The sequence below is a fragment of the Aquirufa sp. genome, assembly GCF_044377215.1.
In the GTDB taxonomy this organism is placed as follows: domain Bacteria; phylum Bacteroidota; class Bacteroidia; order Cytophagales; family Spirosomataceae; genus Aquirufa.
Window position 1 is genome coordinate 49,657 of record NZ_JBILJM010000009.1, and the last position, 26,536, is coordinate 76,192.

Annotated in this window: 22 protein-coding genes; 18 read left to right on the forward strand and 4 right to left on the reverse strand. The window is 44.3% G+C overall.

The genetic code is table 11. The features are described from left to right. Positions 1–146: 146 nt before the first annotated feature. From ACIQ6T_RS04670 to ACIQ6T_RS04680, 3 genes are all read right to left on the reverse strand, one after another. Positions 147–1,229, reverse strand: coding sequence for a Gfo/Idh/MocA family protein (locus ACIQ6T_RS04670; RefSeq protein ID WP_395784740.1), 1,083 nt, complete (start codon positions 1,227–1,229; stop codon positions 147–149). A 4-nt stretch (positions 1,230–1,233) separates the two neighbouring features. Then, positions 1,234–1,530 (reverse strand): hypothetical protein, encoded by a 297-nt coding sequence (locus tag ACIQ6T_RS04675; RefSeq protein ID WP_395784742.1) that lies wholly within the window; start codon positions 1,528–1,530, stop codon positions 1,234–1,236. A 71-nt stretch (positions 1,531–1,601) separates the two neighbouring features. Beyond that, positions 1,602–2,318 carry an SDR family oxidoreductase gene (locus ACIQ6T_RS04680; protein ID WP_395767468.1) on the reverse strand — a complete coding sequence of 239 codons (717 nt, stop codon included), beginning with the start codon at positions 2,316–2,318 and terminating at the stop codon, positions 1,602–1,604. Between the two features lie 86 nt (positions 2,319–2,404). On the opposite strand from ACIQ6T_RS04680, the gene ACIQ6T_RS04685 reads away from it, so the two are divergent. The 5 genes from ACIQ6T_RS04685 to ACIQ6T_RS04705 all read left to right on the forward strand — a co-directional run bounded on the left by ACIQ6T_RS04685 (position 2,405) and on the right by ACIQ6T_RS04705 (position 6,344). After that, positions 2,405–3,220: a diacylglycerol/lipid kinase family protein gene (locus ACIQ6T_RS04685; RefSeq protein WP_395784744.1), complete on the forward strand. Its 816-nt coding sequence runs from the start codon at positions 2,405–2,407 to the stop codon at positions 3,218–3,220. Positions 3,221–3,224: 4 nt separating this feature from the next. Further along, positions 3,225–4,655 (forward strand): amidohydrolase, encoded by a 1,431-nt coding sequence (locus ACIQ6T_RS04690; protein ID WP_395784773.1) that lies wholly within the window; start codon positions 3,225–3,227, stop codon positions 4,653–4,655. Positions 4,656–4,808: 153 nt separating this feature from the next. Further along, on the forward strand, positions 4,809–5,144 hold the full coding sequence (locus ACIQ6T_RS04695) for an ArsR/SmtB family transcription factor (protein WP_395767466.1): 336 nt from the start codon (positions 4,809–4,811) through the stop codon (positions 5,142–5,144). A gap of 2 nt (positions 5,145–5,146) precedes the next feature. Next, positions 5,147–5,653, forward strand: coding sequence for an ArsI/CadI family heavy metal resistance metalloenzyme (locus ACIQ6T_RS04700; protein ID WP_395784746.1), 507 nt, complete (start codon positions 5,147–5,149; stop codon positions 5,651–5,653). Between the two features lie 91 nt (positions 5,654–5,744). Further along, on the forward strand, positions 5,745–6,344 hold the full coding sequence (locus tag ACIQ6T_RS04705) for a protein-tyrosine-phosphatase (protein ID WP_395784748.1): 600 nt from the start codon (positions 5,745–5,747) through the stop codon (positions 6,342–6,344). Here ACIQ6T_RS04705 and ACIQ6T_RS04710 read toward each other — a convergent pair. After that, a complete protein-coding gene (locus tag ACIQ6T_RS04710) occupies positions 6,341–6,760 on the reverse strand; it encodes a YybH family protein (RefSeq protein WP_395767463.1) in 420 nt (139 codons plus the stop codon). The two genes, ACIQ6T_RS04705 and ACIQ6T_RS04710, sit on opposite strands and share 4 nt — an antisense overlap. A gap of 131 nt (positions 6,761–6,891) precedes the next feature. On the opposite strand from ACIQ6T_RS04710, the gene ACIQ6T_RS04715 reads away from it, so the two are divergent. The 13 genes from ACIQ6T_RS04715 to dnaG all read left to right on the forward strand — a co-directional run bounded on the left by ACIQ6T_RS04715 (position 6,892) and on the right by dnaG (position 26,526). Then, the gene (locus tag ACIQ6T_RS04715; protein WP_395767462.1) at positions 6,892–9,720 is read left to right on the forward strand and encodes a PQQ-dependent sugar dehydrogenase; all 2,829 of its coding nucleotides are present in this window, start codon (positions 6,892–6,894) and stop codon (positions 9,718–9,720) included. A gap of 57 nt (positions 9,721–9,777) precedes the next feature. After that, positions 9,778–11,076: a glycoside hydrolase family 105 protein gene (locus tag ACIQ6T_RS04720; protein WP_395767461.1), complete on the forward strand. Its 1,299-nt coding sequence runs from the start codon at positions 9,778–9,780 to the stop codon at positions 11,074–11,076. Between the two features lie 22 nt (positions 11,077–11,098). Then, positions 11,099–11,476: a hypothetical protein gene (locus tag ACIQ6T_RS04725; protein ID WP_395767460.1), complete on the forward strand. Its 378-nt coding sequence runs from the start codon at positions 11,099–11,101 to the stop codon at positions 11,474–11,476. 62 nt (positions 11,477–11,538) lie between these two features. Beyond that, positions 11,539–13,857: a TonB-dependent receptor domain-containing protein gene (locus ACIQ6T_RS04730; protein ID WP_395784750.1), complete on the forward strand. Its 2,319-nt coding sequence runs from the start codon at positions 11,539–11,541 to the stop codon at positions 13,855–13,857. Next, positions 13,854–14,984, forward strand: a complete 1,131-nt coding sequence (locus ACIQ6T_RS04735; protein ID WP_395767458.1) for a hypothetical protein — start codon at positions 13,854–13,856, stop codon at positions 14,982–14,984. Before ACIQ6T_RS04730 ends, ACIQ6T_RS04735 begins: the two co-directional genes overlap by 4 nt. Before the next feature lie 49 nt (positions 14,985–15,033). After that, complete coding sequence (locus ACIQ6T_RS04740; protein WP_395784752.1) at positions 15,034–15,798, forward strand: SDR family oxidoreductase; 765 nt, start codon at positions 15,034–15,036, stop codon at positions 15,796–15,798. A 153-nt stretch (positions 15,799–15,951) separates the two neighbouring features. Next, positions 15,952–17,115, forward strand: a complete 1,164-nt coding sequence (locus tag ACIQ6T_RS04745; RefSeq protein ID WP_395784754.1) for a glycoside hydrolase family 88 protein — start codon at positions 15,952–15,954, stop codon at positions 17,113–17,115. Between the two features lie 121 nt (positions 17,116–17,236). After that, positions 17,237–18,760 carry a bifunctional phosphoribosylaminoimidazolecarboxamide formyltransferase/IMP cyclohydrolase gene (gene purH / locus ACIQ6T_RS04750; RefSeq protein WP_395784756.1) on the forward strand — a complete coding sequence of 508 codons (1,524 nt, stop codon included), beginning with the start codon at positions 17,237–17,239 and terminating at the stop codon, positions 18,758–18,760. A gap of 94 nt (positions 18,761–18,854) precedes the next feature. Then, the gene (gene gyrB / locus ACIQ6T_RS04755; RefSeq protein WP_395784758.1) at positions 18,855–20,822 is read left to right on the forward strand and encodes a DNA topoisomerase (ATP-hydrolyzing) subunit B; all 1,968 of its coding nucleotides are present in this window, start codon (positions 18,855–18,857) and stop codon (positions 20,820–20,822) included. 4 nt (positions 20,823–20,826) lie between these two features. Then, entirely contained in the window at positions 20,827–21,045 is a 219-nt protein-coding gene (locus tag ACIQ6T_RS04760; RefSeq protein ID WP_395784759.1) for a hypothetical protein, read from the forward strand. A gap of 2 nt (positions 21,046–21,047) precedes the next feature. Further along, entirely contained in the window at positions 21,048–23,330 is a 2,283-nt protein-coding gene (gene ppk1, locus ACIQ6T_RS04765) for a polyphosphate kinase 1 (RefSeq protein ID WP_395784760.1), read from the forward strand. After that, positions 23,331–24,569: a NupC/NupG family nucleoside CNT transporter gene (locus ACIQ6T_RS04770; protein ID WP_395784761.1), complete on the forward strand. Its 1,239-nt coding sequence runs from the start codon at positions 23,331–23,333 to the stop codon at positions 24,567–24,569. A gap of 1 nt (position 24,570) precedes the next feature. Beyond that, the gene (gene dnaG / locus ACIQ6T_RS04775; RefSeq protein ID WP_395784762.1) at positions 24,571–26,526 is read left to right on the forward strand and encodes a DNA primase; all 1,956 of its coding nucleotides are present in this window, start codon (positions 24,571–24,573) and stop codon (positions 26,524–26,526) included. Positions 26,527–26,536: the final 10 nt, after the last annotated feature.

The window sequence follows — 26,536 nt, forward strand, 5'->3', positions numbered from 1 at the left end:
TAATCAGTGGTCAGTAATCAGTAGTCAGTAGTCAGTAATCAGTAGTCAGTAATCAGTGGTCAGTAATTTATAGGTAAAGAGTCCAAAGTCAAACGGTTAATATTTTTGGCTTTGAACTTTTATTTCCACTGACAACTGACCACTGATTACTGACCACTTACAAGCACCACCATCTTCCCCGTCCTAACAGACTCATCGCACGCGAATGCGATTCGCAAACTGTTTACCGCGTCTTCTACGTGATCAGTTAAGTCCACATTGTCCTGAATAGCGTGTAGGAAATAAGCTTGCTCGCGGTCACATAAACCTTGGTGATCGGGTTCGTCGGTTAGATTAATCCACTCATCTGCGCGAGTGAATTCATTTTCAGCATTGATATCAGCATGGTGCACACGCAATGATTCGGTTTTGGTATGGGATTCTACGGAATCAGATTTCCCTTCGCCACTCGCGTTTTGAGCGACAATGGAAACAGATCCTTTTGGGCCAAAAACATCTTTGACAAAATAAGCCGTCTGGGAAATCATAGGTCCCCAGCCTGCTTCGTACCAGCCTACGGAACCATCTTCAAAATGAATTTGGAGTTGGCCATAATTGTAATTTCCAGCCGGAATATCTTCCGTCATGCGCGCCCCAATCGCCGAAACACGTATGGGTTTCGAACGCGTCATTTGGCACATGACATCAATGTAATGCACGCCGCAATCCACGATTGGGCTTAAACTTGCCATCAAATTACGGTGCACATCCCACATGTATCCGTGGGATTGTTGGTTCAAATTCATCCGCATGACGAGTGGTTTTCCCATTTCTTTGGCAATTTCGATAAACTTAATCCACGAAGGATGGTGGCGTAAAATATAGCCAACAACGAGTTTTTTGCCTGTTTTTTGTGCCACAGCTGCCACGCGAATCGCGCCCGCTAAACTATCAGCAATGGGCTTTTCGATAAACACATGACAACCCGCTTCCATGGCCGCAATCGCATACGCTTCGTGCGTGTCTGGGTAGGTGGAGATGCAAACGGCATCGGGTTTGGTTTCAGCTAGGGCCGATAGATATTCGTCGAATAATGGGTAAGAGCCGCCTAATTTTTGATTCAATGTCTCCTTGCTTTTGCCGGGAGAAACGAGGCCGCAAATTTCGAAAGCGGCTGCGTTATGATAGGCTGTTGCGTGGGAGGCACCCATGTTGCCACATCCCACCACTAATACGCGTAATTTTTGCATAGGTTCAGATTTGAAAGCCCAAGTTACTAAGAATGATTATAAAATTCGATTCCCTGTCTTTATATAATATGCGTGGATGCCAGGTGCTATCGGAAAGGGCACCAATGAATGGCTGAATCAATAAACCTGTCACCGGTCCCGCTAAATTCAATAAGGGTATTTCATCTGGACTCGCCCCTAAGAAATCATATATGGGATTAACCGCACTTTGCTGGAGCCCGAAGCTATATTGAATGCCGAAAAAACCAACGTTCATGTTGATGATTTGACTAAAGCTTAGCGTAGGTTTTTTTATAGACATTCCAACAGGTTTATTTTCAGATTAAATTTAAATGATCGGATGTTTTTGCGCAAACAGTACTAGACTGTTGGCTAATATTCCTGCGATAAAGGGTGAATCATTAGTTCGTCGATCACGACATGCGCGGGCTGATTCATGATGTAATAGATGCTGTCGGCCATATTTTCAGGGCTCAACCATCCTTGATGAGATGGATCGCCTTGCGGGTCTGCATGAAAATGGGAGTCAACTAAACCGGAATATACGGTAGAAACTTTGATGCCATCTTTTCTGACTTCTTTGCGCACGGCTTCGGTGAAGGCATGTTGGGCATATTTTGAGGCGCAATACAAGGAACCACCGTCGAAAACCCGTTTCGCTACATCGGACGCGATGGTGATGAGGTGACCTTTTTTCGCTTCTTTCATGTGGGGTAAGACGTGTTGGGTGCACAAAAAAGTCCCTTTCACATTGGTGTCAAAAACCTGATCCCATTTTTCGCTTGTATAACTTTCGGTTGGCCCAAAAGCGCCAACGCCCGCATTGTTAATCAAGAAATCAATTTTCTGAAAGGTGTGGGCTGTCTTTTCGATCGCCAAAGTGACAAAGGCTTCATCGGCAATATCACCTGCAAAGTAAAGCGGTCGGTGCCCAATTTCTGTAATCTCCGCAGCGAGGTCTTTGAGTTCGCCTTGATTGCGTGCGATGAGGCTGAGTTGGAAATTATGTCCGGCAAGTAGGAGGGCGAGTGCACGTCCAATTCCTTTGGAAGCGCCGGTTATGATGGCGGTTGGGTAGTTTTGGTTCATAAACAAACATACAAAAATGTTCCTAGAGATGGAATGGCTGGGAGGAATGCATTGGATTAATTTGTATTTATTTCATTTATTTGTGGATGAAACAAATTGCGTTTTTAATTAATCCCCACAAAAAAGAAGAGTTAGCTAGTTATGTAAGCTGGGTTTTGAAGCAGTGTGCTGCGCATCAAATCACGGTTTTTGACCGAGAATGGCCATTCGCGCTGGAAGGATTTGAGGAAGTTTGGGTGATGGGGGGTGATGGAACGTTTAATTATTTTGTGAATCGTTATCCGACCTGTTCCTTGCCGATTGGCCTATTCAAAGGGGGGACGGGCAATGATTTTTACTGGAAACTTTTTGGGGATTGTTCGCGTGAAGCTCATTTGGCTTCCATTCTGGCTGGTGTCCGTGGGCGATTCGATGCGGGGCAGGTGAATGAGATGCTATTTTTAAATGGTGTGGGGATCGGAATTGAGGGGGAGGTTTTGCGCTCGATGGAGGCGATACGGTACATCAAAGGTGGTTTGGGCTATTATTTGGCCGCAATTCCTGCCTTATTCAGATTCAAGCATTATCGGATTTCAGGCCTTCCTGTCTTTTTATGCATGGTCTTTAATTCATCGCGTGCGGGGGGTGGATTTCATTTTTTTCCCATGGCTTCGATCGAAGATGGGGAATTGGATATGATGGTTTGTGAGCCGTTGCCCGTTTGGAAGCGTTTATTTTACATGCCCATTATCCAGTCGGGGAAGCACGTGGGTTTGCCATTTTTGAGATTTTCGCGGATAAGCCAACAAACCATTTCGTGTGATCGCTTGTTGCGTGCACAGGTGGATGGGGAAGTTTTGGAATCCAACACATTTGAATTCCGGGTACTTCCGGCTAAATTTGATTTTATTAAATCGATCTAATATGATGCAAAAATTACTCTTGACATGCACTGCTTTCTGCTTAGCCATGTCGATTCAAGCGCAAGAGCTGGACAAGAAAAAAGTGTTTTCACGTTTAGTGGAGCGCGAAACTCAGTATGGGCAAATCGCTCAAAAAATATGGAATTATGCGGAGGTAGGGTATAAGGAAAAGCAAAGTTCGTTGTTGCTGCAAGAGACCTTACGTCAGGCTGGATTTACCGTGGAGGCGGGTGTAGCGGATATTCCTACGGCTTTCGTGGCGACCTTTGGTCAGGGAAAACCAGTGATTGGTATCATGGCAGAATACGATGCCTTGCCAGGTTTGTCGCAGGATTCGATTCCCACCAAACGTAGTTTGGGAGGTAATTCGGGACATGCGTGTGGGCACCATTTGTTTGGTACTGCGTCAGTTGCTGCGGCGATTGCGGTGCGGGACTGGATGAAGGAAACGGGTCAAAAAGGAACGATTAAATTATATGGCTGCCCGGCGGAAGAGGGTGGTTCTGGAAAAGTATATATGGTGCGGGCGGGTTTATTTAGTCAGGCGGATGTGATGTTGCACTGGCATCCGAATGATGAGAACACCGTTTCGGCTTCGTCTTCATTGGCCAATAAAGCAGGGAAATTTCGTTTTTATGGATTGTCATCGCATGCGGCAGCCTCACCGGAACGAGGTCGTTCGGCCTTGGATGGCGTGGAGGCGATGGACCACATGGCGAATATGATGCGGGAGCATGTGCCGTCTTCGACGCGGATTCATTATGTGATTACGAATGGTGGCAAAGCGCCAAATATCGTGCCTGATTTTGCGGAGGTGTATTATTATGTACGTTCGCCGCAGCGGGAAGTGGTGGCTGATGTGTGGAGTCGATTGGAGAAAATTGCCGAGGGTGCAGCGCTGGGAACCGGCACGCGGTATGAGGCGGAGTTGATCGGTGGAGTATATGAAGTTTTACCCAATCAGCGCTTAGCGAGTGTGATGGGGGTAAACCTAAAGGCCGTGGGTGGATATACCCTAAATGCTTCTGAACTTGCTTTTGCGAAGCAATTGCAACAGACAGTGGGTATGCAGGCGGTGGATTTGGCGACGACGAATCAAGTATTTATGGATCGTCCGGATCCGAGTGGTGGTGGGTCCACGGACGTGGGAGATGTGAGCTGGGTGGTGCCAACGGTCGGTTTGGGTACCGCGACATGGGTTCCAGGTACCTCCGCGCATAGCTGGCAAGCTGTCGCTGCCGGCGGTATGTCGATAGGCCGAAAAGGGATGATGGTAGCTGCGAAAACCCTAGCGGCCACCGCGATGGATTTATTTAAGAAACCTGCTTTGATCGAGGAGGCACGCGCGGAGTGGTTGACAAAACGCGGAGGCGCCGAATTTCAATACAAATCATTGTTGGGCGACCGCAAGCCTGCCTTAAATTACCGCGATTAATTTTATCAGTTTTTTTGCGGGGCTTTGGGTTTTTAAACCGTAGCTTTTTGCCGCCTGTTACCTTTGGCACACCTGATAGGTGTGCCAAAGGTGCGGCAAGACTTTTTTTTTCAAGATATTCATCGTAACATTGCAATGTAATAATCAAACCCCATGGGAATCACCAAGACCGATTTGTTTACCGATGAGCAAAATGCGATCGCCCAAATGGCGAAAGTATTAGGTCATCCAGCGCGTGTGGCCATTCTGCAGTATTTAGTGAAGTCGAAAACCTGCATCAATGGCGATTTAATTTCAGAGCTTGGCCTCGCCCAAGCCACCATTTCCCAGCACCTGCGTGAGTTAAAAGAGATTGGTTTTATTCAAGGCACCATTGAAGGGGTGTCTGTTTGTTATTGCATTAATCCGGAGAAGTGGGCGGAGTTTAGCCAACTGTTCGGATCGTTTTTTGACCATTATTTCGTTTCTCAACAATCTAACTGCTGTTAATCATGAGCTTTCCTCGTATGCACGTATCACTTTATGTCAGCAATTTGGCTGCATCAGTGAATTTTTATTCGACGTTTTTTGGCCAACCTGCCACCAAGGTAAAACCGGGTTATGCCAAATACGTCCTCGATAGTCCATCGTTGATCATCTCCTTTATTGAAAATCCGGAGCGTGTTCAGTCCAATTTTGGTCACCTAGGTTTTCAAGTGGAAACATTTGAGGAAATGTCCAACCGCTTAGTTCAAGCACGCGCGCAAGGACTTGTTTCCAAAGAGGAAATCGGCACTTCTTGCTGCTATGCGGTGCAAGATAAGTTTTGGGCAACAGATCCAGATGGAGTTCAGTGGGAGGTTTACTATTTCCACGAAGATGCAGAATTCAACGATCCGCATTATGAAAATCAGGATGCGGCTGCTTGTTGCATGCCGCCGGTCGCTGAAAAAATTGAACTAAAAATGGTTGAAACACAAGCAACCAATACCTGCGCTCCCGGATCCGGATGTTGTTAATAAATTATCAGTTTTTTTATTCATAAATACCTTAGCTTTGGCACACCTGCCAGGTGTGCCAAAGCTCAAGCAATAAGTCCCATCTTTTCACATGAATAACACCCTAAACGAAAACCTCGAATCCATTTTAGCCTTGGAAATCACGGATGAACGTAAAGCCGTCCTCCAGCCCTTGATCGAATACATCAAATCCAAGCGTGAAAAAGAGCAGCCTATCCGTTTAAATTTCATCTGCACGCACAATTCGCGTCGGTCGCAATTTTCTCAGATTTGGGCACAAACAGCGGCGGATTATTTTCAATTAGCCGCTCAATGTTATTCAGGTGGGGTCGAAGTGACCGCCTGCAACGAACGAACCGTTGCCTCGCTGGAGCGTATGGGATTCATCGTCTCGAAACACGGACATTCGAATCCAATATACTTCATCTTGCACACGCAAGATTCGCGTCCCATTAATGTGTTTTCGAAATTGTATGACGATGTCATTAATCCGCACACAAGTTTCGCAACGGTGATGACTTGTTCTCATGCCGACGAAAATTGCCCGTTTATTCCCGGTGCAGAAGTGCGAATCCCCGTGCGATACGAAGATCCGAAAGCCTTTGATGATACCCCGGAGGAGGCTGCGCAATACGATGAACGTTCGCGGCAGATTGCGAGTGAAATGTTTTACGTCTTTTCGCGGGTCTAGCTGGTGTGGTCTCGAACCACCAACCAGCGGCCGTCGATTTTCTTGATCAACAGCGTAAAATAGCCGCCTACATTCCCTAAACTCGGCCTAGCCAGATTCCACCGACCGAGCACCCAAGCGGTTTGGCCAGCCGTGACATCAATTTCCTGAATGTCAAAAGACAGCGTGCCCATCGTCTCCCGATTCGGATAACTAGTCTGATAGCGCTTCAATGTAGCCGCCCAGCCTTTGGTCACACCAGCCTTGCCGATGAACTTTAAGTCCTCGCTTTTGGCATAATATTCCATAAACTCCTCAATCTTTCCCTCATTCCACAATCTCTCCTGCGTACTCAGGACAGACTTGATATCCGAAACATCTTTATTTGTTTGTGCAAAAATAGGGAACGCCAAAAGGACGAAGGCAATAATTTTCATAGGTCGATATTTTTTTCCAAAGTAAGAAAATTTTGTCGACACATGTCGGTTTTTCGTATCAAACGTACCAAGCAAATTTTTACTTACCGATTATTGTATCACTTTTGTAAAATAATAAATCTAGACTTACCATGAAGCAATTTATACTAGCCATTTCGCTAGCATGTACCTCGCTAGCAGCTCTTGCGCAAGCTCCCGATGAAAATCGTTTTGTTAAGTCGGTACTCGTAGACAAACTCGACGAGCCGATGGAATTTACATTTTTGCCCGACGGACGCATCGTGTTCGTAGAACGTAAAGGTGAAGTCAAACAATACGATCCCGCGACCGGAATCACGAAGTCAATCGGGAAAATCGTGACGAATACGAAATATACCAACCGCGCTGGCCAAGTACGCGAAGCCGAAGAAGGTGTGATGGGCGTGATCGTTGATCCAAAATTCAAAGAAAATCATTGGTTATACATCTATTATGCACACCCGAAAGAAGCGAAACACGTGTTGGCACGTATCGAACTAAAGGAAGAGCAATTGTTGATAGACCAACAAAAAATCGTTCTTGAAGTTCCGACGCAGCGCGAGGAATGCTGCCACACTGGTGGGGGTATGGTGTTCGACAAGGCAGGAAATTTATTCTTGACTGTTGGTAATAACACCAGTAACAGCAATTCAGAGGGTTATGCACCCATCGACGAACGTCCGGGTCAGGCTTATTGGGATGACCAACGAGGAGCTTCGAACACGAATGATTTACGTGGAAAAATCTTACGTATCCATCCAGAAAAAGATGGTTCATACACGATTCCGAAAGGAAACTTATTTGCAGCAGGAACACCTAAGACACGTCCTGAAATCTACACGATGGGTCACCGTAATCCATGGAGACCAAGTTTAGATTCAAAAACTGGATTTTTGTATTGGGGTGAAGTGGGTCCAGATGCTTCCGTAGACTCGGAAAAAGGTCCACGTGGCTATGATGAATTTAACCAAGCAAAAGGTCCCGGATATTTCGGTTGGCCTTATTTCATCGGAAATAACCAAGCCTATTCCGATGTGAATTTTGAGACATTAGCGATCGGACCGAAATTCAATCCGGCTGCTCCTGTAAATGAATCACCCAACAACACAGGTTTACGTGAATTGCCACCGGCTACAAAAGCCTTTATTTGGTATCCGTATGGTATTTCGGAAGAATTCCCATTAGTGGGTTCATCGGGACGTTCGGCAACGGGAGGTCCAGTATATCACCGTTCTGATTTTCCAAATGCCAAGCGTGCTTTTCCATCGTACTATGAAGGAAAATGGTTGATCGTTGAATTCATGCGTGGCTGGATTATGGCCGTTACGATGGATGAAAATGGAAATTATAAATCGATGGAACGCGTTATGCCAAACACAACCTTCGGTTCTGCGATCGATATGGATTTCAGCCCAGAAGGTGATTTATACGTGTTGGAATACGGTTCTGCATGGTTTAGAGGAAATGAAAATGCACGTTTGGTGAAGATTGAATACCAAGGAGGGAATCGTAAGCCGGAGGTTTTGGCGACTGCAGCTAAAAAAGCAGGATCCGCTCCATTTGCGACAACACTTTCTTCGGAAGGAACAAAAGATGCCGATGGCGATAAGTTGACCTACACATGGACCGTGAAAAAAGCGGGTAAAGTTGTTAAGACGATGGCAGGTGCTTCACCCGCTTTGGCCTTGAAAGATCCAGGTAAATATGCGGTAACCTTGAAAGCGACAGATTCAAAAGGGGCAAGTAATTCGTCCGCTTTGGAAATCTTAGTGGGCAATGAAGCGCCTATCGTAGATATCGATTTCGAAGGAGCCAACAAATCGTTTTACTTCGCAGATTCAGCACCGAAATACAAGGTGAAGGTGACGGATAAGGAAGATGGCGAATTGGAAAAAGGTATCGCTGCGGAATCAGTAGCGGCAACCTTGGACTACATTCCATTCGGATATGACCCGATCGAAATGTCGCAAAGTCACCGCAAGGCGGATTCAGATTTATTTGCTTCTGCTGGTTTGCGTTTGATCAATAAGAGCGATTGTAAGTCGTGTCACCAGTTGAACTTGCGTTCCGTAGGACCGAGCTACAACGAGGTTGCGGTCAAATACAAAGGTCAAAACATCATCGACCAATTAGCTGATAAAGTGATTGCCGGTGGAATGGGCGTTTGGGGAGAGCATGCGATGTCGGCACACCCTGCCATCTCAAAAGCTGACGCGAAACAAATGGTGTCCTACATCATGAGTTTGAGCGAGCCAAAAGCATCGAACAAAATTGCCTTGAAAGGGGAGTTAGCCTTAGCTAAGCCAGAAGGACAAAAATCAACGAAAGGTGTATTTGTGGTGCGTGCGACATACTTAGATAAGGGTAACAAGAAAATTGCTCCAGTTCAAGCGGAGAAATGGGTATTCTTACGTGCACCACAATTGGACGTTGAAAAAGCGGATGTAACGAAAGGTATTTTGCAATTGATTACGCCGGGTCGGTCAACCAACATGGTGGGTCAAAATCCACACTTAGGGTATAAAGGTTTGGATTTAACAGGAATCTCGATGATCGAAATTGCTGCCACTGCGCAAGCGCGTGCGAATGCGACAGGTGGTGTGATTGAAATCCGTTTGGATTCACCTGCTGGACAGGTGATTGGTAAAACAAATTCAATTGAGGTTGCACAAGGAGGATTTGGTGGGCCACCGGCAGCTGCGGCAACGCCTGGAAAAGGTGCTCCACTAGGAACACCGGTAGCGAATGCGGCACCAGTAGCTGCTCCTGCGGGAGGGGCTCCGGCGCAGCAAGCACCGCGTAGACAAATGACGACACCAATTCAAAAAGTTGCGATTCAAGCAACTACAGGTGAGCATGATGTGTATTTTGTCGCGGTAAATCCGAAGGCGGCGGACCAACAAATTGTCGTGCAGATCCAAGGGATTGAAATGAAAAAATAGTTTGCTTAAAGTAGTTAGCGGGCTTACTTGTCTTTACGATGCGTAAGCCCTTTTTTTATGCGTTATACTTATGTGTTCCTGCTGATTTCCTCGAGCCTATTCGCTCAGAAAAATATCACTGCCGCATCCGATGCCACCGCGCCTTTGCATGCTTTGCAGGCGGATTATCCTACTCCTTATGGCGCTGCGAAACCGGAAGAGGTACTCTCGGTCGTAAACCGGGTGTTTAACTACCTGGAGGTGGCTACACCCAATCATTTTGTTCATAAAACGACAGGTGCGAAATGGTCACCAGGCCAACCATTCGAAGATCAAACCGTTTTCTCCAAAGGAGATTTCCGACCGATCTCCTACGAATGGGGCGTCACTTACTCGGGGATGTTGGAGCTTACTCGCATCACCGGTTCCCCGCAATACAAAAATTACGTATTCAATCGCTTAAACTTAATTGCCTCAGCGATTCCGGCCGCGCAGAAAAATGATGCCAAACATGTTTTACACGGTTTAATCCATCCGCGTGCGTTAGATGACATTGGAGCGATGGGAATGGCCGTCATAAAGGCCAAAAAGGCAGGGTTTTCAACCGACATGTCTTTCGTCACCAAACGTGCATCTGATTTTATCTTGAAAGAAGAACACCGGTTACCGGACCGAACGCTCGTTCGTATACGTCCGCTTCACCATACGATGTGGCTAGATGATGTGTACATGTCCATTCCAGCGCTTTTGCAATTAGGCGAATATGACGAAGCGGTATTTCAGTTTAATTCCTACCGCAAACGCATGTTTAATCCGAATTTGAATATCTACATGCATGGGTATCTGGTGGATTCGGAGGAGCATCCGGAGTTTCATTGGGCACGCGCGAATGGCTGGGCACTATTGACCAATTGCGAAATGCTCGAGTATCTACCGGCGAATCACCCGGCAAGACCTGAACTTGTCAAGCAATTGAAAAATCATTTGAAAGGCCTGATGTCCTATCAAGATGGCACCGGTTTTTGGCATCAATTGATTGATAAAAATGATTCGTATTTAGAGACTTCTGCCACGGCGATTTATACCTATGTGCTGGCGAAAGGCATTAATATGGGTTGGTTGGACCCGAAAACCTACGGTCCTGCAGCACTATTAGGTTGGAATGCGGTAGCTACCCGCGTGAATGAAAAAGGTCAAGTTGAGGGGACCTGTGTGGGAACTGGTTTAGCCTGGGATCCGGCTTTCTACTATCACCGACCGATCTCCCCGTTTGCCGCCCACGGCTATGGACCTGTTTTGTTGGCAGGTTCGGCGATCTTGGAATTGGTCAAAACAAAAAATTATCAAATCAATGATTCGGCGGTGCATTTGAAGTAGATAATTTAAATACCTTTGTGGCGTGAAAAGCGCAGTAGCTCTCTTGTTGTTTCTTGCCATGCAGCTTCCCTTGATGAATCAATGGGGCGCTGTGGCCTACTACCGCGTGAATCAAGATTACATCGCCAAAAATCTTTGCGAGAACCGAGACAAACCCATGTTAAACTGTAAAGGTCAATGTTACTTGGCCAAGCAATTAAAGGCCGCAGAAGAAAAGGAGCAAAAATCGAATTCGGAGCGTTTGGAGAAAATGCCTGAAGTCGTGTTGGCTTTTCAGGCAATCCAACCTATTTTTAGTGCATCATTCGTTCAAGTACCCGTAGCTGAAGATCATTTCGCTACGCCTGCCTTCGTTCTTTCAGGCGATTCTAAAGGCCTTTTCCACCCACCTCGAGCTTAATTAATTTGACTTGTTTACCTGCATTTTTCAATGCGGGCAATATTCATTTTAATTAAGAATACATGAAAAATATATGTTTATTCATGGGCTTGCTGCTTTCGTTTGTGGCAAATGCCCAACAAAATACCGTGAAGGTATTAAACGCGATTACGAATGAACCTATCGTAGGTGCAAGCCTCAAAAAGGGCGATAAAATTATTTCCATTTCGAATGAAAGAGGGGATTTTGATGTAAAAGAAAATGGTGAATTTACTGTGTCTGCCTTAGGCTATCAAACAGCGAATACACGTGCTGAGGGAGTTATCTTCTTAGAAGAGGCCTCACAAACACTTGAATCGGTGGTGGTAACCGCATCCCGACAAGCAGCGACGCGGGCAGAAACACCGGTGGCCATTCACAAAATTGGATCAGCCTTGATTCAAGATACGCGAGCGATCCAATTAACTGAATTGATCAATAAGGTTCCTGGGGTAGTCATGTTGAACTACAACAACGAACAACATGGGATGGGAATACGCTTTCCTTTTGGCACAAGTGCTTATTTTTTATACTTGGAAGATGGCTTGCCATTACGCCCTTTAGGCGTTTTTAATCACAATGCCTTGATTGAATCCAACATTCTTGGCTTAAATTCAATCGAGATTATCAAGGGGCCAGCGTCCTCACTTTATGGCCCAGAGGCAGTGGGTGGCGCGATTAATTTGATCACCAAAACAGCTCCAGGAATTCCTACCGCTCAAGTCGGATATCAGCTTGACCAGTGGGGCTATGGCCGTGTTCAATTTACGGCTGGCGCGCAATTGGGTAAGAAGTGGTCCGTTATGACAGGTGGGTATGTTGCTCGCCAACAAGGATCTTGGGCTTCCAATTCAGATTTCGATAAGACTTCTGTCAATGTCCGTTTGGATTATCAGTTTACTCCTAACACCAAATTATGGGGTTCATTTGCCTATAACGACTATTTTTCGCAAACAGGCGGTAATATCGATAGCACCGGTTTTTATTCGCGAACATACCAAAGCCCGGCGGATTTTACTTACCGCGCGTCCTTCTCATCTCGTTCCCGTTTGACGCTGGAGCATAACTGGAGTAAAAACTCGAATTCAAGTCTTACGGCGTTTTACCGGGATAATGCGTTAGGTCAAAATCCATCTTACTTGATTTCATGGGCTCCACCTTCGCTCAGTGCATCTGGTCAAATAAATGAAAATAGCTTCCAAAGTTTTGGAATCATGGGCCAGCACAATCAGTCATTTGAATTTCTCAATTCAAAGTTGGTAGCCGGTTTTTTACTCGATCGCTCACCCAATGACTATTGGGCATATCGAATAAATTTAAATGCCACTTTGAGGCCAGATAAACGTTCAGTTGAAAAATTTACAATTAAGGAAGTGTTGCCCACGAGCTTTTTGAGCAATTATTCGGCACTTATTTGGAACAAAGCTGCCTACGCGCAATTTGATTTACAACCTGTGAATAAACTACGTTTGTCCATCGGTGGGCGCTTTGATCAAATGTCGTTTGATTACACCAATTTCATCGACAAGTCAACAGGTACAAAAAACTATGCTCAGTTTTCACCGAAATTGGGTGTCACGTATGAGGCTAGTTCGAACGTCGGTTTCTACGGTAATTTTTCCAATGGATTTGCGCCTCCTGCTTTATCAGCAGTTTTTCGCCCTAGACCCGCTTCACAAGTTGCGGCGACGGGAGAGAAATTTTATTTAAGTATTGATCCAGCTGTTTTCGCTAATTATGAAGTGGGCGGTTGGGCATCCTTGTTTTCGAATAAACTGTATTTTGATTATACGTTTTACCGTTTGGAAGGAAAGAATGAGTTATTGGGCATCCGCCAGCCGGATAATACCACCGATTTTCAGTCGGCGGGAAAAACACTTCATGAGGGGATTGAGTATCAAATCACGTACCGACCAAATGACGCTTGGAACTTCCGTTTTGGCGGAACAAATGCCAAACATACGTTTGTCGATTTTGTGTTAAGTACGCGTGCGGCAGATGCAATTAAAAATGTGAACGGAAAAGAGATGCCCCAGGCACCTAATTTCATTGCAAATTCAGAAGTGACGTATAAATACAAAGGTGCTCGCATCGCATTGGAATGGCAAAGGATTGGTCCTTGGTTTGAGAATCAAGTGAACACACGACGCTATGAGGGGGCATCCGTTTTAAATTTACGGACGGGGTATACCTATAAAGCCTATCAAATTTTTGCCAATGTCCTAAATCTGGGAGACGCATTATATGCATCCGCGGCTACCCGTGGAAATAATTCAACCGACAGAGCGACGTATACGCCTGCGCCACCTCGTACGTTTGTTTTAGGGCTTCAAATCGATGTATTCCAACTATTCAAAAAATGAAAAAACTAATCCTTTTACTTGTTTTCGTTGCGCAAGTTTCTTTCGCGCAAACGGTGTCTAACCCAGCTAATCAGGCGTTGGACCCCTCTTTTGCATTGAAATCAAACGGCGATGTCGTGTTATCTTGGGTAGAGAAATCAGCCAATGGAGTTTTGTTTTTCAGAAAAGTCAATCAGGGGCCTGCCGAGCAAGTCCCAATTGACAAAAAAGCCTCTACGCATGCAGAGGGAATGCCTAAGTTGGCTTACAAAGCAGACGGCACCTGTATCCTTTTGTATGAAATGAACCGACCTACAGCAGCGTCTCGTTTTAATGGCGATTTGTTGTATGCGATGGAGGTGAATGGTGTTTGGCAAAAACCTCAATACATCCACAAAGACACCGCGGCAGGTTTGAGTCATTCGTTTGGTAAGATTATTTCTTTGCCCAATGGGGAAGTGGGAGCTTATTGGTTGGATGTCAAAGTAGGTCCCAAAGGTCGTACGTTGGTAACAGCAAGTACAAGTCCGGGTCAGGGATTTGGTGAAATGAAAATTTTGGATCGCCAAACCTGTGAATGTTGTCGGATCGATGCCTTAGCCGACGCAAAAGGGAATGTGGATGTGATTTACCGCGATTTGAATGACAAGGGGGAGCGTGATATGGGTTATGTACACTCGTCGGATTTTGGGAAAACGTATACGGAATCGGTGCCTTTATATGAAGACCATTGGAAAGTAAATGCCTGTCCGCATGCAGGTCCGTCATTGGTACGTGGTGCGAAAGGCTTAGAGGCGGCTTGGTATACGGGTGCCGAAGGGTCTTCGGGTGTAAAATGGGCCTATCAGTCCAATAAAAAGATGATTTTACATTTGAAGGGAGATAAAATTCGGATGCCCCAATTAGCATCGAATTCGAAAGGAGAGACGGCCTTAGTGTATGCCGAAATTAAGCAGGAGGGTGAGCGATACTATAAGCAGATTGGGTTAATTGTTAAAGATGCCAAAGGAAATTTGAAGAAATCGTTTGTATCCGATCCAGCTTATGATTGTTCGTATCCTGCGATCAAATGGAATGGAAAATCGTGGGTGATTGCCTACGAGGCACTGAAGGATTCCCAACAAGTAATTCAGGTGATTGAGAAATAAGCATGAGTAAATAAGCAGGGTTATTGGCTTATTACTCCAAATGAATAATATGCAGCAAACATTTAATTTAAGCGGTAAGGTCGCGCTCGTGACCGGATGTAAAAAAGGGATTGGGATGGCGATGGCGATCGGGCTTGCGGAGGCAGGTGCGGATATCATTGGAGTTTCGGCTACTTTGGAATTAAATGGGTCAGCTATTGAAAAGGCTGTCACGTCCTTAGGACGTAAATTTAAGGCGTATCAAGCGGATTTTTCGGACCGCGAATCTTTATACGATTTTATCAAAGCTGTGTTACGTGATTATCCGCGCATTGATATTTTAGTCAATAATGCAGGAACTATTTTACGCGATCCGGCCGCCGAGCACTCCGACGAATATTGGGATGAAGTGATGGAAGTTAACCTTTCGTCTCAGTTTATCTTGAGTCGGGAAATAGGTCGCACGATGATCGCTCATGGCGCCGGAAAAATCATTTTCACGGCCTCATTATTAAGTTTTCAAGGAGGTATCAACGTGCCAGGTTATGCGGCCAGCAAAGGCGGAATTGCCCGTTTGACGATGGCGCTGGCCAATGAATGGGCCAGCAAAGGTATTAATGTAAATGCCATCGCACCAGGTTATATTTCAACCGACAATACCACAGCTTTGCGCGAAGATAAGGAGCGGAGTACCTCCATTTTAGGACGTATTCCAGCGGGCCGTTGGGGTGAACCCAATGACTTCAAAGGGCCTGTCGTTTTCTTAGCCTCCGAGGCTTCTAACTATGTGCACGGGACTATTTTGACGGTAGATGGGGGATGGATGGGGAGGTAGACGCTGGACGTTAGACGTCAGACTGTGGATATGTAGAGACGCGATACTTCGCGTCTATCAGTTGAGAAGTTAGAGATTAGAGTTAAGAAGTAAGTATATATTTAATTTAACTAGTGACTAGCGACTGATGACTAGCGACTAAATTTTTATTCTATGAAAAAATCACTCCTATTTGCCCTTCTTTTGCCCCTTTCGGTTTTGGCACAAAAAATTGATGTCAACAAGCAATTCAAATTAGCCGAACAACAATATCAACGGATGTTGGCCGCGCAGCCAGATACCTCCGTTACCGTCCATTCAGCTAGGCCAGACGGAACCTATCGGAATATGCCATCTAGTTGGTGGTGTTCTGGATTTTTTCCTGGCGGTTTGTGGCAGTTATATGAGCGTTCGCACGATGCGCAATGGGAGAAAGCGGCACGTTTATGGACGGCAGCTGTGAAGAAAGAACAATACAATACGGGGACCCATGATTTGGGATTCATGATGTTTGATTCTTTTGGTAATGGCTTGCGTTTAACCAAAGACCCAGAATATAAGCAGGTATTGATTCAATCTGCCAAATCTTTGGCAACCCGTTTTGACCCAAATATTGGCTTAATCAAATCTTGGAATAGCTTCAAAGGAGGCTATAAGTATCCTGTAATCATCGATAATATGATGAATTTGGATCTATTATTCTGGGCTTCTAAGGAGACCGGGGATCCGCGTTTTCGTCAGATTGCATTGACGCATGCCGACAATACCATGAAGCATCATTTTCGTCCAGATAATTCCAGTTACCATGTGATTTTATACGATGTGGATGGAAAGGTTTTGGCCAAAAAACAACACCAAGGGTACCAAGATGAGTCTTGTTGGACCCGCGGCCACGCCTGGGCGATGTACGGTTACGTAGAAATGTACCGCAATACGAAGGATAAAAAGTACTTGGATTTCGCGCAAAAGATTTCAGATTACTATATTAATCACCCGAATTTACCTGCTGATAAAATCCCTTATTGGGACTTTTTTGCACCCAATATTCCGAACGAAGAGCGCGATGCTTCGGCAGGTGCAATTGCCGCTTCAGCATTGCTTGAATTGAGTACGTATTCGGGTCAAAAAGGCAAGCGTTACTATGCAGATGCCGTGAAGATGTTGGAGTCATTATCAAGTCCTGTATATCGTGCGGCATTGGGTGAGAATAACAACTTCTTGATAAAACATTGCGTAGGGGCAAAATCCCTCAATTCCGAGATCGATGTGCCCCTAATTTACGCGGATTATTACTATTTGGAGGGTTTGTTGCGTTACGAGAATTATACTAAAAAATAGATTTCCCCGTTGAGCTTTGGCAAACCTTTAAGGTTTGCCAAAGCTAAGTAAAGCCACGAAAATGGCTTGCCAAAGTAGCGCTTATTGCGTACATTTGTGGCTTCAATTTTTACCAAGCCCCATGTCATTAAAGAAAATCCAATCAGCCCTCATTTCGGTTTATTACAAAGACGGTTTAGCCCCGATCATCCAAGAACTTCATAAGAACGGAGTAACCCTATATTCCACCGGTGGAACCCAATCATTTATTGAAGATTTAGGCATTCCAGTGATTGCCGTGGAAGACTTGACGGGCTATCCTTCGATCTTTGGTGGACGTGTAAAAACCTTACATCCGAAGGTTTTTGGCGGTATTTTACACCGTCGGGACTTGAAAGAAGATGTTGAGGTAGCAAAGCAATATGGTATTCCGGCGTTGGATTTGGTGATGGTTGACCTATATCCGTTTGAAGAAACGGTGGCATCCGGAGCTTCAGATGAGGATATTATTGAGAAAATAGACATTGGTGGCATCTCCTTAATTCGTGGAGGTGCGAAAAATTTCAACGATGTGTTAATCGTTTCTTCGCGTGATCAATACGCAGAGGTATCAGCGATTTTTGCGGCACATGGAACGTCGTCAACAACCCTAGCGGAACGTAGAAGCTTTGCGCAAAAAGCATTTGCCGTTTCATCGCATTACGATGGAGCGATCCAGCGTTATTTTGCAGGGGAGTCGGCGGATTTAGCGAACTATACGAGCTTGCCAGCGAATGGGTTGCGGTATGGGGAGAATCCGCACCAACAAGGCACCTTCTACGGAGATTTGTCGGCCTTGTTCGATAAACTTCACGGCAAGGAACTATCCTACAACAACTTAGTGGACGTGGATGCCTGCATTAGTTTGTTGGATGAATTTAATGAGACAGCCTTTGTGATCATCAAGCACATGAATGCGTGCGGTGTGGCAACGGGCCAAACAGTGAAAGAAGCTTACGATAAGGCATTGTCTTGCGATCCAGTTTCGGCGTTTGGTGGTGTATTGGCAACCAATAAAGAAGTAGATAAAGCGGCGGCGGAATCAATCAATCCATTATTCTGTGAAATCTTAATTGCGCCTTCATTTACAGCGGAGGCGTTGGAGATTTTACAAACCAAAAAGAATCGCATTTTATTGAAACGCAAGTCGGTGGAATTCCCTAAGAAAATGTTCAAGACGTTGTTGAACGGCGTTTTAGAGCAAGATAAGGATTTGGTGATGGAGGGAATTGCCGACTTTAAAACTGCAACTAAACGTGTTCCTACAGACGAGCAGATGCGGGCATTGGCATTTGCTTTAAAGATTTGTAAGCATACGAAATCAAATACGATTGTGTTAGCGAACGATGGTCAATTATTGGCATCGGGTGTAGGTCAAACATCACGCGTGGACGCTTTGAAACAAGCCATTGAAAAAGCGAAAGAATTTGGTTTTGATTTAAATGGAGCTGTTATGGCATCGGATGCATTTTTCCCATTTCCAGATTGCGTGGAAATCGCTGGAAATGCCGGTATTGTAGCTGTAACGCAGCCAGGTGGTTCGATTAAAGATCAAGATTCCATCGCGTATTGCGATGCAAATGATATCGCGATGGTCATGACGGGAATTCGTCACTTTAAGCATTAGGATTTTTCGGTAAATAAGTATATTTTTAAGGCTAAAATTCAACAATTAAAAATGGGCAAAGTAATGCGCTCGTTCAACTCATTTAAATTATATTATGTCAGAAGCACAAGATACATCAGCTCAAGATCGGGCAAATTATGGTGCAGATAATATTCAAGTATTAGAAGGTTTAGAGGCGGTTCGCAAGCGTCCTTCCATGTACATTGGTGATACCGGTTTCAAGGGTCTTCATCATTTGATTTGGGAGGTTGTCGACAACTCAATTGATGAGGCGTTAGCAGGTCATTGCGACAAGATCAAAGTAACAATCAACACAGATAATTCTATTTTAGTTGAAGACAACGGTCGGGGTATACCTACGGGCATGCACACGAAAGAAAAGCGTTCTGCTTTGGAAGTTGTTATGACGGTACTTCACGCCGGAGGAAAGTTTGATAAGGATACATACAAAGTTTCTGGGGGTCTTCACGGTGTGGGGGTTTCCTGTGTGAATGCGTTGTCGACCGATTTAAAAGTGACCGTACACCGCGAGGGTAAAATTTTCCAACAAGAATATAAGATTGGTGTTCCGCAATATCCTGTCAAGGAAGTAGGGGAAACGGATCGTACAGGGACTTCGGTTTTGTTCAAACCGGATGAGTCAATCTTTACGGTAACAGAATATAAATACGAAACAGTAGCGGGACGTTTGCGTGAGTTGTCATTTTTAAATGCGGGTATCCGTGTGGAATTGACCGATTTGCGTGAATTAGATGAAGAGGGTAAGGCTCGTTCAGAGGAGTTTTTCTCAGAGGGTGGTTTGCGTGAATTTGTATTGTATTTAGATGCTACCCGTGAACCTTTGTTGGCCGAACCTATCTACATGGAAGGCGATAAAAATGGCGTACCCGTTCAGGTAGCCATGATGTACAACACATCGTACACAGAAAATGTGGTCTCGTATGTAAACAACATTAACACGATTGAGGGCGGAACGCACGTTGCGGGATTCCGTGGCGCGTTAACGCGTACCTTGAAAAACTACGCAGATAAATCGGGTGCTTTAGAGAAATTAAAAATTGATATCGCTGGAGATGACTTCCGTGAAGGTTTAACAGCCGTTATTTCGGTTAAAGTAGCTGAGCCGCAATTTGAAGGTCAAACGAAAACCAAATTAGGTAACGGTGAAGTTTCAGGTGCCGTTTCGTCAGCCATGTCGGACATGCTTGAGTCTTGGTTAGAGGAGCATCCAAAAGAAGCGCGTCAAATCGTTGCTAAAGTTATTTTAGCTGCACAAGCGCGTCATGCTGCTCGTAAAGCGCGTGAGATGGTTCAGCGAAAAACGGTTTTGGGTTCAAACTCATTGCCAGGGAAGCTAGCCGATTGCTCGGATAATGATCCAGAAACTTGTGAGATTTACCTTGTCGAGGGAGACTCGGCGGGTGGAACTGCCAAACAAGGTCGTAACCGTGCTTTCCAAGCGATTTTGCCTTTACGTGGTAAGATTTTGAACGTAGAAAAAGCACAAGAATATCGTATTTACGAGAACGAGGAGATTAAAAACATGATTACTGCGTTGGGCGTTTCTTTCGGAAAAGATGGAGATGAACGTGCATTGAACATGGATAAATTGCGTTATCACAAGGTGATCATTATGACCGATGCGGATATCGACGGTAGTCACATTCGTACGTTGATTTTGACATTCTTTTTCCGTTACATGCGGGAATTGGTGGATCGTGGATGTATTTATATTGCACAGCCACCTTTGTATCAGGTGAAGAAAGGCCAACAAGTTCGCTATGTATGGACGGAAGACCAGCGAACATTAGCTATTCAGGAATTAGCTGCCGGTGGAAAAGAGGAGAGTGTTGGTATTCAGCGCTATAAGGGTCTTGGAGAGATGAATGCGGAGCAATTATGGGAAACAACCATGAATCCAGAGTCCCGTACCTTGAAGCAAGTAACTGTTGAGTCGGCGATTGAGGCCGATCTATTATTCTCGATGTTGATGGGGGATGAAGTTGCACCACGTCGTGATTTCATCGAGAAGAATGCCAAATACGCAAAAGTAGACGTTTAGGTCGATGGAATTTGATTTCAAATCTTATCATTTGCGTGGCATACATGCGGATACTGAGGAGGAAAAACGATCGATAAATCAAGAGTTGAAGGATCTTTATGATTCCTTAACAGTTGATGAAAAACGAATATTTAATTTGGAGCTTCAGAAATTCTTGGCCTTGGAGACAAGTCGCTTGGGTTCTGATTATGAGGCGATTAAAAACCAAATTCCAAAAACGTAAGCATGAGTAATTCAAGATTAGATAAAATAATCAAAGCGTCAGAAGATTCCCCAAATGGGAATCTTTTGTCGTTCCTGAAGCCTAAAAATTGGAAGGTTAATTTAGTGGCCCCGCGGGATGCGGTGCGTAAGCTAGAGAAGTCGGCACAAAAAGCTCAGGAGACCATTGCGAAGTCTCGCTATATTTCACGCGATATTTCTTGGTTGAAATTTGATGAGCGTGTTTTGGATCAAGCGCGCGATTCTTCCAAAAGTTTATTTGATCGATTGAAGTTTTTAGCCATTACGGCCTCTAATTTGGATGAGTTCTTTACGATTCGAATGGGCTCATTATATAATTACATCGACTTTGGTAAGGAGCGTACCGATTATTGTGGATTGCGCGAAACGCCTTTTAAGCAAGCTTTAATCACCTCGGCAAAGGAGTTTAGTGTCGAAAAACACCGCTTATTTATCGAAGAAATTTTGCCACTTTTTCCTGAAAATGGGATGAGCTTAGCTTCTTTAGAAGATTTGACGGTTGAAGAAATTGCCGATGTTGAAACGTATTTTAATCGGACAATTTATCCGATGTTAACGCCGATGGTCTTTGACCATACGCATACTTTCCCTAGTTTATTGGCTAAAACGTTGATTTTTGGTGTGGTTACCATTGGATTCACCGATAAAATTAGCCCGAAAGGTAAACCGGAAAAAGATCGAAAAATTTCGTTTGTACAAATACCGTTAAACTTAACGCGTTTTTATGTAATCGAGCGGGACGATAAGGTATTGTTTTTATCTATTGAAAAAATCATCCGACATCATCTTCAGATTTTATACCGAAATGTGGAGATTGAATCGACCTCTTTATTTCGGATTACCCGAAATGGGGATTTTGATTTAGTTGAGCATGAAGATGCGGAAACTGATTTTGTTGATGAAATCAAGAAGAAAATTAAAGACCGCCGCTTAGGTCGTGTCACGCGTGTCGAAGTGGAATCGGAACATTCTGAATTTCTACTAGGCGAGATGCTGAAGCGATGGAATTTAGATAAGTCGGACATTTTTGTCAAAAAATCTATTTTGGATTTTACTGCATTCTGGCAAATATTGAAGTACCCGGAATTTAAATCTAAACTGGCTCATAATCCGGCTGTTGTTCCTCCCCTAGGGTTGAAGTCGGTGCAAATCACCGACATCTTCGAGACGATGAAACGTGGTGATATTTTATTGCATCATCCGTATAATAACTTTGAGCCCGTGATTCAATTGTTGGAGCAAGCAGCGGAGGATCCACATGTTTTGGCAATTAAAATCACGTTGTATCGTATTTCAAAAAATTCACGGATTTCAGGTGCATTGTTGCGCGCGGCAGAACAGGGCAAGCACGTTTCGGTACTCTTTGAAGTGAAGGCGCGTTTTGATGAGGAAAATAATATTCGGGAGGCGACTCGTTTACAAAAAGCCGGATGTTTCGTGATTTATGGAATTCCAGGTTTAAAAACGCATACCAAGTTACTGCAGGTCATCCGTAATGAGGGCACGCATGTGATGAGTTATGCGCACTTATCTTCAGGTAATTACAATGAGGATACGGCGAAGTTGTACACCGACCTAGGGTTGCTGACAACCGATTCGCGTATTACCCAAGATATTTCGGAGTTTTTCAATGTAATTACGGGGCATTCGATGCCTACACATTATGAGCATTTAATTACGGCACCGCGGGATATGCGGAATCGTTTGATTGAAATGATTAATCAGGAAATAACTAATCATAAACAAGGCTTGGCGGCGGGGATTTGCTGGAAGATTAATTCGTTACAAGATTTGGATACGATGGAGGCTTTGTACAAAGCTTCGCAGGCGGGTGTTCCTGTTTTATTAATTATTCGAGGTATTTGCTGTATTCGTCCGCAGCGGGAAGGTTTATCGGAAAATATTTTCATTAAATCCATCGTGGGTAATTACCTGGAGCATACGCGTTTATACTATTTTCATCGCGCTGGAGAACCAAAAGTTTATGGCGGCTCCGCGGACGTGATGGTGCGAAGCTTTGATCGCAGGATCGAATCATTGTTTGAATTAGTGAATCCGCGCGCCAAAAACATGGCCATTACGATTTTGGATTGGAACTTGCGTGACACGGTTAATTCCTATGAAATGCAGGAAGATGGTACCTATTGGAAGGTTGAGAGTGATGAACCATTTAATATTCATCAAGAGTTTTATACAATTAGTGAGGAAGATTTAATTGAGGAGATTACATTTGCAACTTACACCAATACCCTTACAACAACATAAATGGAGAGATTTACAGGTTTATTAGGTATCGTTCTGATTTTGGGCGTGTCTTTTTTAATGTCCAATAATCGAAAGGCAATAAATTACCGCACAGTTGGTGTTGGATTATTATTACAAGTAGCCTTGGCTGTTTTTATATTGAAGACAGAAATCGGACGAGTGACATTCCAGTGGTTAGGTGATTCAATTAATACGTTATTAGGTCAAGCTGATAAGGGGGCCGCTTTCGTATTTGGTTCATTGGTGGATCGAAATTTGATGTCCAAAGCTTTCGGTCCAGGGAATGAATATATTTTCTTTTTCAAAGTTGTTCCTACCATCATTTTTGTTGCTGTTTTAGTGAATATGTTTTATCATTTGGGTGTGCTCCAACGGGTCGTTTCGACCATGGGAAAAGGTGTACACTGGTTGATGGGTGTGAGTGGCGCGGAGGCTTTGTCCAATGTTGCTTCTACGTTTGTGGGTCAAGTGGAGGCTCAAATCATGATTAAGCCCTATTTGAAAAACATGACGAATTCGGAGCTCATGGCTTCGATGACGGGATCATTTGCTTGTATCGCAGGTGGTGTCATGGCGGTATATATTTCCTTAGGCGTTCCTGCCGCGTATTTATTGGCCGCTAGTTTGATGGCTGCGCCAGGAGCGTTGGTGATTTCGAAAATAATTTTTCCAGAGACTGAGAAGTCGGAGACCGAAGGTATGGTGAAGATGGACATCACAAAATCACATGCGAATTTAGTCGACGCGATTGCAGCTGGAGCTAGTGAAGGATTGAAGGTGGGATTGAATGTTATAGCGATGTTGATTGGATTTATTGCCTTAATTGCTTTGGTTGACTTAGGTTTAGGTCAAATTGGATCTTTGATTAATATGCCGTCGCTTTCGATGAACTTGATTTTAGGCAAAGTATTCTCTGTTTTTGCATTTGCTATGGGCGTACCATCTCAAGATGTGGAAGTAGCTGGGGCCTTGATGGGTAAGAAAATGGTCGTGAATGAATTTGTAGCTTACTTAGATATGGTGAAATTGAAGGACACGTTGGATCCTAAAACTATTGCCATTACCAGTTTTGCTTTGTGTGGATTTGCTAATTTTTCATCCGTTGCGATTCAGATTGGGGGTATTGGCGAATTAGCTCCGTCGCGCCGATCTGACTTAGCGAAATTAGGCTTTAAGGCCTTGATTGCCGGGACATTAGCGTCCTATTTATCAGCCACATTAGCCGGTTTATTATTATAATATGCGCATTGATCCCGAAACCGTTGAGCGAATAAAGCAAACGGCTGCCGTGGCAGACGTGATCGGGGATTATGTGACAATCAAGAAAAAGGGAGCCAATTATTGGGCTTGTTGCCCGTTTCACGGCGAGAAAACGCCTTCGTTTTCAATATCACCGAGCAAGGGAATCTATAAATGTTTTGGTTGTGGAAAAGCAGGAGATTCAGTCCGGTTTATTATGGACATTGAAGGTTTAGGTTACGGAGAGGCATTACGTCATTTAGCCAAAAAATACGGCATCGATATTCAGGAGGAGGAGATGACGGATGATCAGCTTCAGCGTCAAAATGAGCGCGAGAGTTTATTGATCATGCTCGAGTTCGCCAAAGAATTTTTCAAAAAACAATTAATTGATTCCGAAGAGGGTCGTTCGATTGCGCTGCCTTACTTCAAGGAACGCGGATTTTCAGACGCCACAATTCAGGCTTTTGATTTAGGCTATAGTCCGGAGGGATGGGATGTGTTCTTAAAAACGGCACTAAAACAGGGTTTTAGCCAAGAAATTATTGAGAAGGCGGGTTTAGTTACCAATAAAAACGAGGAAGGAAAGGTATATGATCGATTCCGGAATCGGGTCATTTTTCCGATTCACAGTGTGGCAGGAAAGGTGATTGCCTTTGGTGCACGTATCTTAAAATCAGACGCGAAGAACCAAGCTAAATACCTCAATTCGCCCGAAACAGAAGTTTATCATAAATCGGCCGTTCTCTATGGTATCGCACAGGCGAAGAATGAAATTCGCCAAAAAGATATTTGTTACCTCGTAGAAGGTTACACGGATGTAATTTCCTTGCATCAAGCGGGCATTAAAAATGTCGTTGCTTCTTCAGGTACCTCCTTGACCATTGAACAAATTAAGTTGATCGGTCGGTTTACGAATCACGTGACCGTTTTGTATGATGGGGATTCAGCTGGAATTAAGGCGGCCTTACGAGGAATGGACTTGATTTTGGAGGAAGGATTGCAAGTCAATTTAGTCGTATTTCCGGAAGGCCAAGATCCAGATTCGTATGTGCGCTCGATCGGTAGTGAGGCATTTATTGAATACATTCAAAAAGAAGCGCGGGATGTGATTTCGTTCCAGGCGAATCTCTTTATGAAGGAAGCTGGAGATGATCCATTTAAAAAAGCGGAGCTTATTAAAGAGATGGTCCAAAGTATTTCTAAAATACCGGATGCCATACAGCGTAGCTTATTCATTCAAAAAACGTCTCAGATGATGCGTTTGGAGGAAGATGTACTGCTAGCGGAAATGAATAAGATTCATTTGAAGAAGATGAATCAGCGGTCGGCAGGATCTGCGCCTCAAAGCATATCCCCGCAAAATGAGGTAGATATGAACGCGCTTTTTGCAGCGGAAGAGGAAGCTTCTGCGGAAGTTCAGAGTCTAGCTTTTTACCAAGAATCGGAGTGCATTCGTTTGCTTGTGAATTTTGGTCATTTGGAGGTAGATCCGGAAAAAGCACCTGGTCACACCTTGATGGAATATTTGTTGCATGAGTTAGACGATGTAAAATTTCAGACGCCGTTGTTTGTGGAGATTTTGGGGATATGCCAACAAGAATTTGCGTCAAAGCGCGTGTTAGGTCCTGAATTTTATTTACATCATGGCAATGAGGAGATTCAGCGATTTGCGATAGATGTGTCGTCGGATAAACATACTTTGTCGACGGTTTGGAAGGACCGACATGAAATTCGGGTAAGGGAAGATCATGAGATGTTGGAGGATTTGGCCTATAAAAATGTATTGCGTTTGCGGAAAGTGTATAATGACCAGCAGTTACAAGATGTGATGGAGCGGATGGAAAAATATACGGGAGATCGCAATGACATGAATGATTTATTGCTTGAATTCATCACATTGAAGGATATTCAGAAAAGTATTTCACAGGAATTGGGGACTGTTATTGAAAAATAGCGTATTTTCG

What these genes read in the sequence shown, in the direction of transcription:
- ACIQ6T_RS04685 (WP_395784744.1), top strand. Translation starts at nt 2,405, where the DNA reads ATGAAACAAATTGCGTTTTTAATTAATCCCCACAAAAAAGAAGAGTTA.
- ACIQ6T_RS04675 (WP_395784742.1), bottom strand. Translation starts at nt 1,530, where the DNA reads ATGTCTATAAAAAAACCTACGCTAAGCTTTAGTCAAATCATCAACATG.
- ppk1 (WP_395784760.1), top strand. Translation starts at nt 21,048, where the DNA reads ATGAGTAATTCAAGATTAGATAAAATAATCAAAGCGTCAGAAGATTCC.
- ACIQ6T_RS04670 (WP_395784740.1), bottom strand. Translation starts at nt 1,229, where the DNA reads ATGCAAAAATTACGCGTATTAGTGGTGGGATGTGGCAACATGGGTGCC.
- ACIQ6T_RS04715 (WP_395767462.1), top strand. Translation starts at nt 6,892, where the DNA reads ATGAAGCAATTTATACTAGCCATTTCGCTAGCATGTACCTCGCTAGCA.
- ACIQ6T_RS04695 (WP_395767466.1), top strand. Translation starts at nt 4,809, where the DNA reads ATGGGAATCACCAAGACCGATTTGTTTACCGATGAGCAAAATGCGATC.
- ACIQ6T_RS04705 (WP_395784748.1), top strand. Translation starts at nt 5,745, where the DNA reads ATGAATAACACCCTAAACGAAAACCTCGAATCCATTTTAGCCTTGGAA.
- ACIQ6T_RS04680 (WP_395767468.1), bottom strand. Translation starts at nt 2,318, where the DNA reads ATGAACCAAAACTACCCAACCGCCATCATAACCGGCGCTTCCAAAGGA.
- ACIQ6T_RS04690 (WP_395784773.1), top strand. Translation starts at nt 3,225, where the DNA reads ATGCAAAAATTACTCTTGACATGCACTGCTTTCTGCTTAGCCATGTCG.
- gyrB (WP_395784758.1), top strand. Translation starts at nt 18,855, where the DNA reads ATGTCAGAAGCACAAGATACATCAGCTCAAGATCGGGCAAATTATGGT.
- ACIQ6T_RS04770 (WP_395784761.1), top strand. Translation starts at nt 23,331, where the DNA reads ATGGAGAGATTTACAGGTTTATTAGGTATCGTTCTGATTTTGGGCGTG.
- ACIQ6T_RS04740 (WP_395784752.1), top strand. Translation starts at nt 15,034, where the DNA reads ATGCAGCAAACATTTAATTTAAGCGGTAAGGTCGCGCTCGTGACCGGA.
- ACIQ6T_RS04700 (WP_395784746.1), top strand. Translation starts at nt 5,147, where the DNA reads ATGAGCTTTCCTCGTATGCACGTATCACTTTATGTCAGCAATTTGGCT.
- purH (WP_395784756.1), top strand. Translation starts at nt 17,237, where the DNA reads ATGTCATTAAAGAAAATCCAATCAGCCCTCATTTCGGTTTATTACAAA.
- ACIQ6T_RS04720 (WP_395767461.1), top strand. Translation starts at nt 9,778, where the DNA reads ATGCGTTATACTTATGTGTTCCTGCTGATTTCCTCGAGCCTATTCGCT.
- dnaG (WP_395784762.1), top strand. Translation starts at nt 24,571, where the DNA reads ATGCGCATTGATCCCGAAACCGTTGAGCGAATAAAGCAAACGGCTGCC.
- ACIQ6T_RS04760 (WP_395784759.1), top strand. Translation starts at nt 20,827, where the DNA reads ATGGAATTTGATTTCAAATCTTATCATTTGCGTGGCATACATGCGGAT.
- ACIQ6T_RS04710 (WP_395767463.1), bottom strand. Translation starts at nt 6,760, where the DNA reads ATGAAAATTATTGCCTTCGTCCTTTTGGCGTTCCCTATTTTTGCACAA.
- ACIQ6T_RS04745 (WP_395784754.1), top strand. Translation starts at nt 15,952, where the DNA reads ATGAAAAAATCACTCCTATTTGCCCTTCTTTTGCCCCTTTCGGTTTTG.
- ACIQ6T_RS04730 (WP_395784750.1), top strand. Translation starts at nt 11,539, where the DNA reads ATGAAAAATATATGTTTATTCATGGGCTTGCTGCTTTCGTTTGTGGCA.
- ACIQ6T_RS04735 (WP_395767458.1), top strand. Translation starts at nt 13,854, where the DNA reads ATGAAAAAACTAATCCTTTTACTTGTTTTCGTTGCGCAAGTTTCTTTC.